Raw genomic sequence first — 13986 nt, forward strand, 5'->3', positions numbered from 1 at the left:
GGATCTTCTGCGCGTGATTCGATGCTACTGTACGCGACAGTTTCGATCTATCATTGCGGTGCGTGCAAACGTCAGAAAGAGCGGAGGCTCACGTGTCCAGTGCCGACGCCGCCCTGAAGGTCGACGTGCAGTACGTCGACTCGAGCGCCGGCCACCTCGACTACAACGTGGTGTTCACGAACACGGGCAGCACCTCCTGCGAGCTCCGCGGCGCACCCGGTGTCTCGGTGGTCGACGCGTCGGGCGTCGAGATCGGCGAAGCCGCGACCAGGGTGGGCGACGACGACCCGCAGACGCTCACGCTCGAGCCCGGGGCATCCGTCGCCGCGCCGCTCGCCGCCGTGAACATCGACCCCGACGGCGGCCCGCTCGACGACTGCCCCGTGGTGCAGGGCGCCGCCTGGCTCGTGTACCCGCCGCACAGCTTCACCTCCGTCACCGTCTCGACCGGCCAGCCCGTGCCGGCGTGCGAGAGCACGGCAGAGTTCCTCACCGTGAGCGCGGTGCAGCAGGGCTGACCCAGCGGATGCCCCGAGCCGCGGCCCGCGGCATCCGGAATCGAATCCCGCCGAACGGTCACCCCGAACCTGTCACAAATCACCCCTCCACGGTGTCTTAACTGATGAAGACACAAGGAGGAGGACATGCGCAGGATCGTGATCGTCGGCGGCGGGTACGCCGGGTTCTACACCGCGTGGAAGCTCGAGAAGCGCCTCAAGCCGCGTGAGGCCGAGCTGGTGATCATCGACCCGCGGCCGTACATGACGTACCAGCCGTTCCTGCCCGAGGTCGCCGCCGGATCCATCGAGGCGCGCCACGCCGCAGTCTCCCTGCGATCGCACCTGAAGCGCACGCGCATCATCGCGGGCGGCGCGACCATGATCAGCCACGCCGACAAGACCGTGACGGTGCGTCCGGCCGACGGTCCCGACTTCACCGTCGACTACGACCTCATCGTCGTCACCGCCGGTGCTGTCACCCGCGTGCTGCCCATCCCGGGCGCCGAGGAGGTGGCCATCGGCATGAAGCACGTCGAGGAGGCCGTCGCCATCCGCGACCGACTGCTCACGGCGTTCGACCGCGCGTCGGTCATGGAGCCCGGGCCCGACCGCCGGCGCCTGCTCACCTTCGCGTTCGTGGGCGGTGGGTTCTCGGGCGTCGAGGGCTTCGGCGAGCTGCTGTCGCTCGCGACGGCGCTGCTCAAGTCGTACCCCGAGATCCGCTTCTCGGAGCTCGCATTCCACCTCGTCGAGGCAAACGACCGCATCCTCCCCGAGGTGACGGATGCCCCGGGCCGCTGGGTCGTCGACTCGCTCCGCGCCCGCGGCGGCCACGTGCACCTGAGCGCCCGCGTCATGTCGGCGGTCGACGGGCATGTGGTGCTCTCGAACGGCGAGGAGTTCGACGCGAACCTCATCGTGTGGACGGCCGGCAACGCCGCGCATCCCGTGATCGCGAAGCACACCGACCTTCCCACCGACGAGCGGGGCCGCGTCGTCGTGCGCCCCGACCTGCAGGTCGGCACGGCGGATGCCCCGGTGCCCGACGCATGGGCCGCCGGCGACAACGCCGCGGTGCCCGATCTCGCCGTCGCGGCATCCGGAGCCCTCACCGTGCCGAACGCGCAGCACGCGGTGCGGCAGGGCAAGCGCCTCGCCGCGAACATCGCCGCGACCCTGCACGGCGAGAAGCCACGCGACTACCGGCACGACTCGCTCGGAGTCGTGGCGACGCTCGGGCTCGGCCGTGGCATCTTCCAGTACAAGAACCTCGTCATCACCGGCTGGCTCGCCTGGCTGATGCACCGCGGCTACCACGTGCTCGCCATCCCGACGTGGGAGCGCAAGATCCGCGTGCTCGTCGTGTGGCTCACCGCGTTCGTGCTCGGTCGCGACATCGTGTCACTGCTCTCGGTGCAGCAGCCGCGCGAGGCGTTCGTCTCAGGAGGTGTCCCTCATGCCCGTTGACCGCGGGCACGCCGAGCCCACGCTCGACGAGCCGCTGACCACTGAGCGACGGATGCCGCGGCCCTCCATGAGCGACCGGCTCGCCCGCGGCATCCGGAACCTGACCGTCTTCGGCCACCGCGTCGGCGACGTCGAGGCCGAGGCGCGGCGGCGCACCGTGCCACGGCACTGGACGAACCTGTTCGGCGTGGTGACCCTCGCGTGCATCGTGGTGCTGATGGTCACCGGCGTGCTGCTCATGTTCTTCTACACGCCCTCGAGCGACGAGACGACGTACACCGGCGGCTACCTGCCGCTGCACGGCGCGACCGTGTCGGAGGCGTTCGCGTCGACGATGTTCATCACGTTCGACCTGCCGGGTGGGCTGCTCATCCGCCAGGCGCACCACTGGGCGGGGCTGCTGCTGCCCGCGGCGATCATCATGCAGCTGCTCACGACCTTCTTCACGGGCGCGTTCCGGCGGCCGCGGCGGGGCATGTGGGTGCTGCTCTTCCTCATCTTCGTGACCGCGCTGGCCACCGGATGGAGCGGCTACGCGCTGCCCGACGACCTGCTCTCGGGCACGGGCCTCCGCATCACCGAGGGCATCGCGCTCGGCATCCCGGTCGTGGGCACGTGGCTGTCGTACCTGCTGTTCGGCGGCGAGTTCCCGGGCGAGGTCATCGAGCACCTGTACCCGCTGCACGTCGCGGTGTTCCCGGCACTCCTGATCCTGCTCGTCGCGCTGCGCGGGCTCGCCGCGTGGCAGCACGAGCCGCCGCAGTTCCCGGGCCTCGGGCGCACCGAGGGCAACGTCGTAGGCGATCCGATGCCCGTCGCGGCCGCCCGCGCGGGCGGGCTCTTCGCGATCGTCACCGGGCTGCTCGTGCTCGTCTCGGCGGCGGTCACGGTGAACCCGATCTGGCTCTACGGCCCCGCCGACTCGGGCAGCGCCGGCGCCGGCAGCCAGCCCGACTGGTACACCGGATTCCTCGACGGCGCGCTGCGGCTCGTACCCCCGGGCTGGGAGTTCGAGTGGCTCGACCGCACCTGGACGCTCGCCATCCTCGTCCCCCTTGCGGTCGTGACGGCGTACCTGCTGCTCGTCGCCGTCTACCCGTTCGTCGAGGAGTGGATCACGGGCGACCACCGCGAGCACCATCTGCTCGAGCGCCCGCGCAACGCCCCGACCCGCACCGGCATCGGCGTCGCCGCGATCGTGTTCTACGGCGTGCTCTGGCTCTCCGGCAGCGCCGACCTCATCGCCACGCACTTCTCGTTGACGTTCGAGGGCGTCATCGCGGTGCTGCAGGTGCTCGTCGTCTTCGGGCCGGTGCTCGGCTTCTTCATCGCCCACCGCGTATGCCTGGCGCTGCAGAAGAAGGACCGCGAGTTGCTCCTGCACGGCTACGAGACCGGCCGCATCGTGCGCCTGCCAGGTGGCGAGTACGTCGAGGTGCACCGCCCGATCAGCGAGGCCGAGCGGTGGCGCATCGCGGTTCCGGATGCCCCGCGGGCGCTCACGCTGCGTCCCGACGAGCGCGGGCGGGTCACCGTGGCCCAGCGGCTGCGGGTGCGGCTGTCGCGGTTCTTCTTCGAGGACCGGATCGTCGTGGGTGCGGCGGAGCTGCCGGCGGTCAAGCCCTTGTCGCACGCCGGTCAGGCTCCCAGAGTGGAATGAGGACGCGACGCGCGCGCCCATCGGAACGGAGGGACGACCGATGACCGACTCCACCACGCCGAACGGCGGCACGCCCGAGCAGGCCGACCTCGACGAGGCCGACCTCGACCGCTCCAAGAACTCGAAGCCGGGCGGCGACACCCCCGCCAGCGACCAGCCGGCAGCGCCCGGACACTCGGAGCCGCTCACCGACTCGACCGACGGCGGCCTCGACGGCGGCGACCCGGGCGTCGAGGAGTAGCAGCCGCACGCGGCATCCGCCGCCCCCTGACCGACGTCAGGACGGCGGCGACGCCCGACGCGCCGACCGCCGCGGCTGCGATCGCATGTGGCGCAGGACCATGCCGAGGAGGCGGGTGAGCTCGTCGCGGTCGACGTCGTCGAGCGCGTCGACGAGCACCTCGCGCACGACCGCGACGTGACCGGGCAGCACTCGTTCGAGCAGCGCGGCGCCCTTCGCCGAGAGTGTCACGTTTACGGCGCGATCGTCGTGCGGCGACGGCACCCGCTCCACCAGCCCGGCCTTCGCGAGCTGGCCGACCTGGTAGGTGAGGCCGCTCTTGCTGTGCACGAGCCGGTCGGCCAGGTCGGTCATGCTCTTGGGCGACGACGGATCCTCGCCGCACATCGCGAGGATCTGGAACTGCACGAAGCTAAGCCCGCCGTCGCGCCGCAACTGGCCCTCGACGCCGTGCTGCACGAGCGCGCTGACCTCGAGCAGGGCGAAGTAGACGCCGAACTCCGGCGGCAGGGCCGGTGGAACGGTGACGTCGGGCATGCCCGAAATCCTATTGCAGAAACTTGTTCGAATTGGAAATAGATCTGGCGTGGCGCTCGTTGTGTCGAGTAATAGATAGTTCGAATTCGAAGGAGTTGGTCGAACATGACCGCTAGACACCCCGCCCCCACCGAGACCCCTGCCGACGTGCTGTGGTCGCCGACCCGCCTCGGGCGCATCGAGCTGGCACATCGCATTGCGATGGCCCCGATGACCCGCAGCCGCGCGACCGGCGACGGGCTCGTGACGGACCTGACCCGGGAGTACTACGCGCAGCGCGCCTCCCTCGCGATGCTCATCACCGAAGGCACGCAGCCGTCGGAGGACGGACAGGGCTACCTTGCGACGCCGGGCATCCACACCCAGGAGCAGGCGGAGGCCTGGGGCCGCGTCGCCGACGCCGTGCACGAGGCCGGATCGACCCTCGTCGTGCAGCTCATGCATGTCGGCCGCGTGGCCCATCCCTCGAACACTCCGCACGGCCGCACCCCGCTCGCGCCGTCGGCCATCGCGGCCGAGGGCGACATGTTCACGGCGACCGGCCCGCAGCCGATGCCCGTGCCGCGAGAGATGACGGAGGCCGACCTGGCGCAGACCATCGCCGACTTCCGCCGGGCGGCTCGCCTTGCGGTGGACGCCGGCGCCAACGGGGTGGAGCTGCACGGGGCGAACGGCTACCTGCTGCAGCAGTTCCTGAGCACCAACGCCAACCGCCGCACCGACGGCTACGGCGGCGACATCGCCGGACGCATCCGCTTCTCGGTCGAGGTGGCCACGGCCGTCGCCGATGAGATCGGCGCCGACCGCGTCGGGTTCCGGATCAGCCCCGGAAGCCCCCTCGGTGACATCGAGGAGACGGATGTCGCCGAGCTCTACCCCGCGCTCGTCACGGCGCTCGCCCCGCTGCACCTCGCCTACCTGCACGTCGTGCACCTCGGCGACGAGGCGCTGCTCCGCGGCATCCGCGACGGCTGGCCCACCGGGCTCGTGCTCAACCGCGCCGGCGCCGACATCGAGCGTCGTGCGCAGGATGTGCGCGACGGCCTGGCCGACGTCGTGAGCGTCGGCGCCCTCGCGCTCGCCAACCCCGACCTCATCCACCGCATCTCCGCCGGCGCCACGATGAACGAGCCCGACCGCGCCACCCTCTACGGCGGCGGCGAGCGCGGCTACACCGACTACCCGCGGCTGGCGGCGTGATCGCCATGACCACCACGGACGCCACGACCACGAACAACCCCACCACCACGACCACGACCACGACCACGACCACGACCACAAAGGACACCATCACCATGCGCGCGATCCAGTTCACCCACTACGGCCAGCCGACCGTGCTCGAGCCCGTCGAGCTCCCCCGCCCCGAGGCGGGCCCCGGCGAGGTGCTCGTCCGCGTCGCGGGCACGACCTTCAACGAGGTCGACGCCTCCATCCGCGCCGGCTACCTCACCGAGGTGTTCCCCGTCGACCTGCCGCACGTGCCGGGCATCGACGTGAGCGGCACCGTGGTCGCGGTCGGCGAGGGCGTCTCGCCCGACCTCATCGGAACGGACGTCGTCGCGTTCCTCCCGATGACCAGGCCCGGGGCATCCGCTGACTACGCCATCGTGCCCGCCGACCTGATCGCGCCCGCACCGCGTTCCATTGCACTTCCGGATGCCGCGGCGCTCGCCTCGAGCGGGCTCACCGCTTGGCAGGCGATCGTCGAGCACGGCGACGTCCGTGCGGGGCAGCGCGTGCTCGTGAACGGCGCCGGAGGCGGGGTCGGCGGCTTCGCCGTGCAGCTCGCCGCGTCGGCGGGCGCGACCGTGATCGCCACGGCGAGCGCCCGAAGCCGCGACACCGTGACCGCACTCGGCGCGTCGCAGGTCATCGACTACACGACGACCTCTGTGGTCGACGCCGTGACCGAACCGGTCGACGTCGTGCTGAACCTCGTGCGCACGTCGCCCGAGCAGACCGCGGCGCTCGTCTCGCTCGTGAAGCCCGGCGGCGTCTTCGTCTCGACGACGACGCCCGGCGAGGTGCCGCCCGGCACCGACCTCCGTGCCGTGAGCATCTTCACGCGCAGCGACGCCGCCCAGCTGGCCCACCTCGGCGAGCTCGTCGACGCCGGCGAGCTGCGGGTCGACGTGAGCGCGCACTACCCGCTCGAGGAGCTCGCCACCGTGCACGCCCTCGGTGAGGCCGGCGCCCTCCGCGGCAAGGTCGTGCTCACGCCGACGCACGACGGCGAGGGCGACGGCGCCTAGCGGTAGCGCCGGAGCACGCGGCATCCGGCATCGTCTCGCGTTGCGCGGATGCCACCGGACACATGCAGAACGGATGCGCCCATGGCGGGCGCATCCGTTCGGCGTCGCAGGCATCGGCGCATGCAGGCATCGTCGCATCGGGCTAGATGGCCGGCGTGCGGCGGTAGCCGTCGCGGCGGAACTGCACCAGCGACGACGTGACCGCCGTCGCCGCGAGCAGTCCGAGCAGGATCATGGTGGCGAACATCGCGCACCTCCTTTCGGTCGCAGAAGTCGTGAGGAGTCGTGGCTGGGTGGGCTCGGCCGTCACGGCCGGCTGGGGAGCGTGGCCGGGTGGCCGTGCGAGCCGCTCGGGGTGAGCGCGCCGACCATGCGGTCCCAGCGGGACCGGTCGGGTCCGGCCGGCGTGAGCGCGGTCGACGCGGCGGAGGCCGACTGGGCCTCGAGCGCGCGACGCTCGGCAACCCGGCGACGGTACGCGTTGATGCGGTCAGCCGCAGCGAGGTTCTGCTCGTGCATGGTGTGGGCCAGGTAACCGTTTGCGAGGTCCATGGTTCCGTTCCCTTCGGGTGAGTGTGGTGGCGTCTTCGCCTGAGACCACACTCCTCTCACGAGGGTTCGCGCGAATCCGCAGCGACTACCGAGGTCGCGGCGGGCCGCTACTGAAGTCACGGATGCCGCTGGCCAGTACCTACTGAGACGACCCTCGCCGCGCGTGCGGCAGGTGACTACGCTGACCCGTGGAACCAGACCGGAAGGTGGTGAGTTCCATGTGTGCGACGAAGCAGTGGAGCATCACCGTCGAGATCGACGAAGACGAAGACGAAGACAGCACGCTGGCGCACCTCACCCTGAGCACGCCGGCGGGCCACGTGGTGACGGGCGTCGGCCAGGCCCAGCGCAATCCCCACGATCCACGCGTGCCCGAGATCGGCGACGAGCTGGCGGTCGCGCGTGCCTTGCGCAACCTCGCCGAGCGGCTGCTGCACACGACGGAGAAGGACATCAGCGGCGCCACCGGCGAGCAGGCGCACCTGCACCGCTAGCGCGGGCGAAGCGGGCGGGCGGATGGGCGAGCGGATGCCGCCGGCCCCGCCGCATCCGTCATGGCGACGGAACGACGGGGCCGGACGCGGAGATCAGCGGATGGCTCAGCCGGCGGTCGTCTGCGCCGCCTCGAGCACCGGGGCGGTCGCACGCGCGGCCTCGAGGATGAGGTCCGTCACCGCACCGGGCTGCGACACCGTCACGGCGTGCGAGGCATCGAGCTCGACCAGGTGGGCGTTCGCCCGCTCCGACATGAAGCGCGTCAGCTCGGCCGGGATGGCGAGGTCCTGCGCCGCGAGCAGCACCCACGACTCGATCGACTTCCAGGCCGCCTGCGTGGCCGGGGCCTCGAACGCGGCCAGCGCGAGCGGGCGCTGGGTGACCGCCATCCGCTCGGCCGTGGCTGGGTCGACGTCGCCGGCGAACAGGGCGTTGTACCGCTCCTGGTCGATGTAGAGCTCCGGTGCCGTTCCCCCGTCGGGCGTCGGGTACGGAACCGGCTGGGCGGCACTTCCGAGCTCGGCCCCCGGGAACTTGCCGACGAGGTCGGCCAGGCTCTCGCCGGGCTCCGCGAGGAAGCTGGCCACGAAGACGAGCGCGGTGACGTTCGGGTTGCCCTCGGCGGCGTGGCTCATGATGTAGCCGCCGTACGAGTGCCCGGCGATGACGATCGGTCCGTCGATGCTGTCGAGGACGCTGCGGAGGTACTCCGCATCGCTCTCGAGGCCGCGAAGCGGGTTCGCCACCGCGATCACGGGGTGGCCCGCCTCGCGCAGGGCGTTGATCGAGCCGTTCCAGCTCGAGGAGTCCGCGTAGGCACCGTGGACCAGCACGATGGTCTGCTTCACGCTGCTGTCGGTCGTTGCGTTCATGGTCGTCTTCCTTCTCTGTCGATGGCGCGCGCGTCGTCGATCGCGTGGATTCGTCGATGGCCTGCGCCGCTTCCGAGGACCGGTTCCGGTCGCATGGCGTAACGCATCTGGGATGCAATATATTGCGTATCAGACGTACCGTCAACGATTCGCCGCGGCTCCTCATCTCGAAAGGGCCGAAGTGCGTGCAATATATTGGGGTGCCCATCCCTACGAACCGCCCGCCCGTCGACCGCTCGCTGCTCCGCGACGACGTGTATCTGCGCCTCCGCGACGCGATCATCGACGGCACGTTCGCGCCGGGCGAACAACTGCGGGACGGCGACCTCGCGACGTGGCTCGGCGTGAGCCGCACCCCCGTGCGCGAGGCGCTCCTGCGGCTCGCGGAGGGCGGACTCGTCGTCGCCCGTCCCGGCCGCTCCACGGTGGTCAGCTCGCTCGACGTGCGGTCGACGCGAGAGGCGCGTGATGTCGTCGCCGCCATGCACGAGCTGGCCGTGCGGGAGGCAGTCGCCCTCTTCACTGATACGCACCTCCAGGCGATGCGTGAGACCGCCGGCCGCTTCACCGTGGCTCTCGACGCCGGAGACATCGACGCCGCGCTGCGCGCCGACGACGAGCTCCACGACATCCCGGTGGCGGTCGCCGGGAACCGCGCGGTCGCGAAGGTGCTCGAGCAGTTCATGCCGGTGCTGCGCCGCATCGAGCGAGTCCGCTTCGCATCAGCCGATGGCCGGCGCTCGCCCGACCGCCACGAGGAGTTCATCCGACTGTGCGCCGCCGGCGACGTGGACGGAGCCGCTGCAGTCGCGTTCGAGACGTGGCACAGCCTGCCGACCACTGCAGACTGAGTGGGCGGGGCGGCTGTCTCCGGATGCGGTCGCGTCACCCCTGCTTCGCCTGAGGAGCGGGATGGTCAACGTGCGTGCCAGTGGCAGCGGCGCTGGCGGGCACCAGGGCCGAGGAGTACCTTGGCGGGATGGCCGTGGCGGTCGATTCAGCCGCGTTCAGCGAACTCGAATCCGGGTTCACTGGTGAGTTGGTGCGGCCCGCAGACGCCTCCTTCGAGCGGCTCCGCAAGGTCTGGAACGGCTCGATCGATCGCCATCCCGCTCTGATCGCGCGGTGCTCCGGAGCCGACGACATCGCCGCCGCCACCAGGTTCGCCCGACGCACCGGCCTGCCCGTCGCCGTTCGCGGCGGCGGCCACAGCTTTCCCGGGCTCTCGGTCTGCGACGACGGCATCGTCATCGACCTCGCGCCGATGAAGGGCATCACCGTCGATCCCGAGGCGCGCACGGTGCGTGTGCAGGCCGGGGCGCTCCTGGGCGAGCTCGATCGTGCCACGCAGCCGTTCGGGCTCGCCGTGCCGAGCGGCATCGTCACGCACACCGGCGTGGCGGGACTCACGCTCGGCGGCGGCATCGGGTGGGTCATGCGGAAGTACGGCCTGAGTATCGACCAGCTGTCGTCGGTGGACCTCATCACCGCCGACGGCGAGCGCCTGCTCGCCAGCGAGGCCGAGAACGCCGACCTCTTCTGGGGCGTGCGCGGTGGCGGAGGCAACTTCGGGATCGTCACCGCGTTCGACTTCCGTCTCTGCGAGGTGGGCCCGACGGTGGTCGCCGGGCCGATCTTCTGGCCGATCGAGCAGTCGCCGCAGGTCCTGCGCTTCTATCGGGACTGGATCGCCGACGCGCCCGACGAACTGATGACCATCGTCATGCATCGCAAGGCGCCGCCGCTCCCCTTCGTTCCTCCCGAGCTGCACGGCACGCTCATCGTCGGCGTTGTCTGCTGCTATACGGGGCCGATAGAAGAGGGCGAACGCGTCATGCGACCGATCAAGGACTTCGGTTCACCGGTGCTCGACCTGTGCGTGCCGAAACCGTTCCTCGATCACCAGGCGATGTTCGACCCGTCCTTCCCGCACGGCCGCTGGTACTACTTCCGGTCTTGCGACGTCGCCGAGCTGACGGACGAGGTCATCGACATCACCGTCGAGCACACGCGGCGCATCGAGTCGCCGTTGACGAGCTTTCCCATCTGGCAGATGGGCGGTGCCGTGGCGAGAGTCGGCGAGGGCGAGACGGCATTCAGCGGCCGCGGTGTCGGGCACACCTTCAACATCAACGCGGCGACCGAGGGAGCCGAGGGCTTCGATGTCGAACGCGAGTGGGTGCGCGACTTCTGGTCGGCCCTGAAGCCCTTCCACACGAGCGTCTACATGAACTTCCTCATGGAGGAGGGCGAGGAGCGCATCCGCCAGGCCTATGGCGCGGAGAAGTACGACCAGCTCAAGGCCCTCAAGCGCAAGTACGACCCCGGCAACCTCTTCCGGCTCAACCAGAACATCCCGCCCGACTGACCGGGGTGATGAGCGGTGCCGCTACCGTGAACCCATGACGGCCAGCGCCCCTCGATCACGCTCGTATTTCGGTGTCGACCTCGCATGGGGTGAGGGCACTGAGCGCCGCGCCGCCAAGGAGACCGGACTCGTCCAGCTCGCAGCGAGCGGTCAGGTCGTCGACGCGGGTTGGGCGAGCGGCATCGATTCCGTCGTGGATTGGGTGCATGAGCGGTCGCGGCCCGGCGATGTGATGGCGATCGACGCGCCGCTCGTCGTACTGAACGAATCCGGCATGCGCGAGTGCGAGCGGGAGGTTGCGCAGCGCTACATGCGTTGGGGCGTCGGCGCGAATGCGACGAATCTCTCGCGCCCGTGGCAGGGGGGAGTGACCATCAGGAGGGCATTTGAGCGACTCGGGTACGTCTACGCCGGAGACACTCCGCTCGCCGCCGCGGACAGCGTCACGTTCTTCGAGTGTTATCCGTATACGACGCTCGTCGGAGCGGACGAGTTCGGCTACCACGTCGAGCGCCCAAGGTACAAGCGGCTGAATCCGGCCCTTCTGACCGTTGCTGAGCGACGAGCGCAGCGCGCCGCGGAGTGCGACGAACTCCTCCGTCGCATGGCGCGACTCGCGACCGCATCCCCATCGCTCGACCTTCGCTCACACCCGGTCACCGCTGCACTGCTCGACTCGCCTTCACCGACGGGAGATGTTCCGTACAAGCATCGCGAAGACTTGATCGACGCTGCGATCTCGGCTTGGACGGCCGCACTCTGGTCTGAGTATGGATTCGAACGCAGCCAAGTGCTCGGCGCCGCCTCACCGACCGATGCCGCGGGCCGCCGAGCGACGATCGTCGCACCAGCTCGGCCAGAGCAACGGCGAATGGACGACGCAGAGAGGGAGATCCGTTCCGGGGCCTCGAGCCCTACCAGCCTCGACGAGGAGTCGGCCGTTCAGTTGCTGCTCCTGCCGGATGGCGAAGATTCGCGGCTGTTCATCGAGCTCAGCCACTTCGCGGGCGCCGATCTGTCACCGGCCGCATTCGCAATCGAGCTGGCGCTCGCTCGGATCGAAGCTGACGATCTGGACCAGTCCGTGGGATTCCTCGTGGATTCCGCGGTCATGTCCTACTGCCGGGCGTTCTTCCCCTCGAATGTCCGCAGACCGTTGAGCGACTACATGGAGATACCGGAGCGATTCCGATCGGTGGATGAGCGAATCCGGGAGTATCGGAACATGGTGGTCGCCCACTCGCAGAGTTCGCTCACCGTGACACTGCCGATGGTGATCCAGCGTGCCAACGGAAGCCGCCACGCCTCAGGTTGGACGTTTTCACAGCCGCTCCCCCTGCCGCTCCTCAGGCAATTCGCGGAGCTCATCGACACCGTGTCCGATCACGTCGATGTGCTCATCGGCGATGTTCAGGCACGGCTCGAACCGTTGTTGCATGCGGCTGTTCCTGTCGAAGATGCGCCATTGATCATCAACCACGAGCTCGTCGACGCGTTCACAGCGCGATCGCGGCGCCCGCCCTACCCGGAATCTCACACCCTGTATTGGGTTCGGAACGATCCGTTGCAGTGACGCCACCGCCGACCTGATCGGTCGCCTCAGTCGGCGGTCGTGCCGTCGCTCACTCCTCGTCGAGCGCGCCCGGGTACAGGTCGTCGAGGAGCCCCAGCGCGATGTCGCCGAGCACCTCTTCGAGCTCCCGCTGGAGCGTCTCCTCGCCCTGGGCGCGCCGCGACCAGATCACGGCGAGCCGATCCTGCTCGGCCACCACCGCTTCGACGACCATCGGACGCCAATGCGGCGGGTACTCGCCCTCGCGCCAGGCGCCACGACCGCGGCCGTAGTGGGCGACGGCGAGGTAGCGCAGCAGCGCCGAGGTCACGAGCCCGTCGAGGAAGGCATCCTCCCACCGCAGGCTCGACTCGTCGCGTCCGCGCACCACGTTGACGCCCTGCGCGACGCCCGCCCCGCCGAGCGCGCCGAGGATGGCGCCGGCGACCATGCCCGCACCGAACGTGAGGCCGCCGGCCATGAGGTCGGCGCCGAGTCCCGTGAGCGCGCCCGAGACGATGCCACCCACGGCAGCCGTGCGGGTCGTGTCGAGCGGTGCGTCGACGCGGATGTCGCCCGCCACGCGCTCGAGCACCTCGTCGGCAGCCCGCCCCTCGAGCCGGTGGATCGCGATGAGCCGCTCCGTGCCCTGCCGCAGGTCGGCCTGCAGTCGCTTGGCCATCCGGTCGGTGGCATCCGTGCGGGCCTGCGTCCGCCCCGGACTCGGCAGGCCGAGCGAGCCGCCCACGCGGGAGGCGAGCGACTCCGACTTCGGCGACGGCGGCGTCAGGGTCACCCGCTCGACGGCGGCCCGCGCGATCGGCTCGGCGAGCGCGGCCATCGCCGCGGAGAACTCGTTCATCCGCAGGTCGCGCCAGGCGGCCGACAGGCGGGCGAAGGCCGGGTGTGGGGCATCCGGAACCAGTGGCTCGATGGCGTCGAACAGCGTGAACTCCTGCACCCAGCAGCGCGCGAACGCGTCGAAGGCGAGCACCTCGCGCACGTGGCCCGACGATGCGAGCGCGGCACGCCAGCGCGCGGCATCCGCCTCCTCGACACCCCGCTCGCGCGGCGGACCCGTCTGGTTGAGCAGCACGAGCACGGGCTTGCCGATGTACTCGAGCACCTCGAGCTCAGAGTCGAGGTAGCCGGCGTCGGCAGGCGCCTCGGCCGCGTTCACGAGGTAGAGCACCACGTCGGCCTGCTCGGCGACGTTGCGCACCGCGAGCTGGCTGAGCCACAGCACGCGGTCCTGGTAGCGGTCCCACACTTGCGACAGGAACCAGCCGATGGGGTTGCGGTCCTGCCGCAGCCGGCGCACGAGTCGCACGCTGTCGCCGAAGCCCGGGGTGTCCCACAGGGTGAGCAGTTCCTTGGTGCGGATGCCCTCCGGCGTCGCAGGCAGCATCGTGATGTGAATGTCGTGGTGAGCGGCGGCGATCAACTTCTCGATTTCCGGTGCGGTCACACCCATCCCATGCGCGGCTCCG

General features: G+C 70.2%; 14 protein-coding genes. 10 read left to right on the forward strand and 4 right to left on the reverse strand.

The genetic code is table 11. The features are described 5' to 3' along the window. Positions 1–92 precede the first annotated feature (92 nt). The 4 genes from GH736_RS08170 to GH736_RS08185 all read left to right on the forward strand — a co-directional run bounded on the left by GH736_RS08170 (position 93) and on the right by GH736_RS08185 (position 3868). Entirely contained in the window at positions 93–518 is a 426-nt protein-coding gene (locus tag GH736_RS08170; protein WP_159601992.1) for a DUF4232 domain-containing protein, read from the forward strand. Positions 519–644: 126 nt separating this feature from the next. Continuing rightward, positions 645–1967 carry an NAD(P)/FAD-dependent oxidoreductase gene (locus GH736_RS08175; RefSeq protein ID WP_159601993.1) on the forward strand — a complete coding sequence of 441 codons (1323 nt, stop codon included), beginning with the start codon at positions 645–647 and terminating at the stop codon, positions 1965–1967. Further along, entirely contained in the window at positions 1957–3627 is a 1671-nt protein-coding gene (gene qcrB / locus GH736_RS08180) for a cytochrome bc1 complex cytochrome b subunit (RefSeq protein ID WP_235933895.1), read from the forward strand. The genes GH736_RS08175 and qcrB overlap by 11 nt, the downstream gene beginning before the upstream one ends. Before the next feature lie 40 nt (positions 3628–3667). Further along, positions 3668–3868, forward strand: coding sequence for a hypothetical protein (locus GH736_RS08185; protein ID WP_159601994.1), 201 nt, complete (start codon positions 3668–3670; stop codon positions 3866–3868). 36 nt (positions 3869–3904) lie between these two features. On the opposite strand, the gene GH736_RS08190 is transcribed toward GH736_RS08185, so the two are convergent. Beyond that, positions 3905–4405 (reverse strand): MarR family winged helix-turn-helix transcriptional regulator, encoded by a 501-nt coding sequence (locus GH736_RS08190; RefSeq protein WP_159601995.1) that lies wholly within the window; start codon positions 4403–4405, stop codon positions 3905–3907. Between the two features lie 105 nt (positions 4406–4510). Here GH736_RS08190 and GH736_RS08195 point away from each other — a divergent pair, with 105 nt between their 5' ends. Next, positions 4511–5605, forward strand: a complete 1095-nt coding sequence (locus GH736_RS08195) for an alkene reductase (protein WP_159601996.1) — start codon at positions 4511–4513, stop codon at positions 5603–5605. 5 nt (positions 5606–5610) lie between these two features. Then, positions 5611–6657, forward strand: a complete 1047-nt coding sequence (locus GH736_RS08205) for an NADP-dependent oxidoreductase (protein ID WP_328596801.1) — start codon at positions 5611–5613, stop codon at positions 6655–6657. A 306-nt stretch (positions 6658–6963) separates the two neighbouring features. Here GH736_RS08205 and GH736_RS08210 read toward each other — a convergent pair whose 3' ends face one another. Further along, the gene (locus GH736_RS08210; RefSeq protein WP_159601997.1) at positions 6964–7209 is read right to left on the reverse strand and encodes a hypothetical protein; all 246 of its coding nucleotides are present in this window, start codon (positions 7207–7209) and stop codon (positions 6964–6966) included. 218 nt (positions 7210–7427) lie between these two features. On the opposite strand from GH736_RS08210, the gene GH736_RS08215 reads away from it, so the two are divergent. Next, a complete protein-coding gene (locus tag GH736_RS08215) occupies positions 7428–7703 on the forward strand; it encodes a dsRBD fold-containing protein (protein WP_159601998.1) in 276 nt (91 codons plus the stop codon). A 105-nt stretch (positions 7704–7808) separates the two neighbouring features. Here GH736_RS08215 and GH736_RS08220 read toward each other — a convergent pair whose 3' ends face one another. Continuing rightward, positions 7809–8576: an alpha/beta fold hydrolase gene (locus tag GH736_RS08220; protein WP_159601999.1), complete on the reverse strand. Its 768-nt coding sequence runs from the start codon at positions 8574–8576 to the stop codon at positions 7809–7811. A gap of 200 nt (positions 8577–8776) precedes the next feature. Between GH736_RS08220 and GH736_RS08225 the strand changes: the two genes are divergently transcribed. The 3 genes from GH736_RS08225 (at position 8777) to GH736_RS08235 (ending at position 12517) form a co-directional block, all read left to right on the forward strand. Continuing rightward, positions 8777–9427 (forward strand): GntR family transcriptional regulator, encoded by a 651-nt coding sequence (locus GH736_RS08225; RefSeq protein WP_235933896.1) that lies wholly within the window; start codon positions 8777–8779, stop codon positions 9425–9427. 74 nt (positions 9428–9501) lie between these two features. Next, positions 9502–10944 (forward strand): FAD-binding oxidoreductase, encoded by a 1443-nt coding sequence (locus GH736_RS08230; protein ID WP_203230685.1) that lies wholly within the window; start codon positions 9502–9504, stop codon positions 10942–10944. A 34-nt stretch (positions 10945–10978) separates the two neighbouring features. Then, the gene (locus GH736_RS08235; protein ID WP_159602001.1) at positions 10979–12517 is read left to right on the forward strand and encodes a DUF429 domain-containing protein; all 1539 of its coding nucleotides are present in this window, start codon (positions 10979–10981) and stop codon (positions 12515–12517) included. A 49-nt stretch (positions 12518–12566) separates the two neighbouring features. On the opposite strand, the gene GH736_RS08240 is transcribed toward GH736_RS08235, so the two are convergent. After that, the coding region (locus tag GH736_RS08240) for a DUF3482 domain-containing protein (protein ID WP_203230686.1) at positions 12567–13986 on the reverse strand (1420 nt) is incomplete at its 5' end.

It is taken from the genome of Agromyces humi, assembly GCF_009720255.1.
Lineage (GTDB): Bacteria > Actinomycetota > Actinomycetes > Actinomycetales > Microbacteriaceae > Agromyces > Agromyces humi.

Bases quoted from the DNA above. Each gene is read 5' to 3' on its own strand.
- GH736_RS08235 (WP_159602001.1), top strand. From the start codon at position 10,979: ATGACGGCCAGCGCCCCTCGATCACGCTCGTATTTCGGTGTCGACCTC.
- GH736_RS08190 (WP_159601995.1), bottom strand. From the start codon at position 4,405: ATGCCCGACGTCACCGTTCCACCGGCCCTGCCGCCGGAGTTCGGCGTC.
- qcrB (WP_235933895.1), top strand. From the start codon at position 1,957: ATGCCCGTTGACCGCGGGCACGCCGAGCCCACGCTCGACGAGCCGCTG.
- GH736_RS08215 (WP_159601998.1), top strand. From the start codon at position 7,428: ATGTGTGCGACGAAGCAGTGGAGCATCACCGTCGAGATCGACGAAGAC.
- GH736_RS08220 (WP_159601999.1), bottom strand. From the start codon at position 8,576: ATGAACGCAACGACCGACAGCAGCGTGAAGCAGACCATCGTGCTGGTC.
- GH736_RS08185 (WP_159601994.1), top strand. From the start codon at position 3,668: ATGACCGACTCCACCACGCCGAACGGCGGCACGCCCGAGCAGGCCGAC.
- GH736_RS08175 (WP_159601993.1), top strand. From the start codon at position 645: ATGCGCAGGATCGTGATCGTCGGCGGCGGGTACGCCGGGTTCTACACC.
- GH736_RS08205 (WP_328596801.1), top strand. From the start codon at position 5,611: ATGACCACCACGGACGCCACGACCACGAACAACCCCACCACCACGACC.
- GH736_RS08195 (WP_159601996.1), top strand. From the start codon at position 4,511: ATGACCGCTAGACACCCCGCCCCCACCGAGACCCCTGCCGACGTGCTG.
- GH736_RS08210 (WP_159601997.1), bottom strand. From the start codon at position 7,209: ATGGACCTCGCAAACGGTTACCTGGCCCACACCATGCACGAGCAGAAC.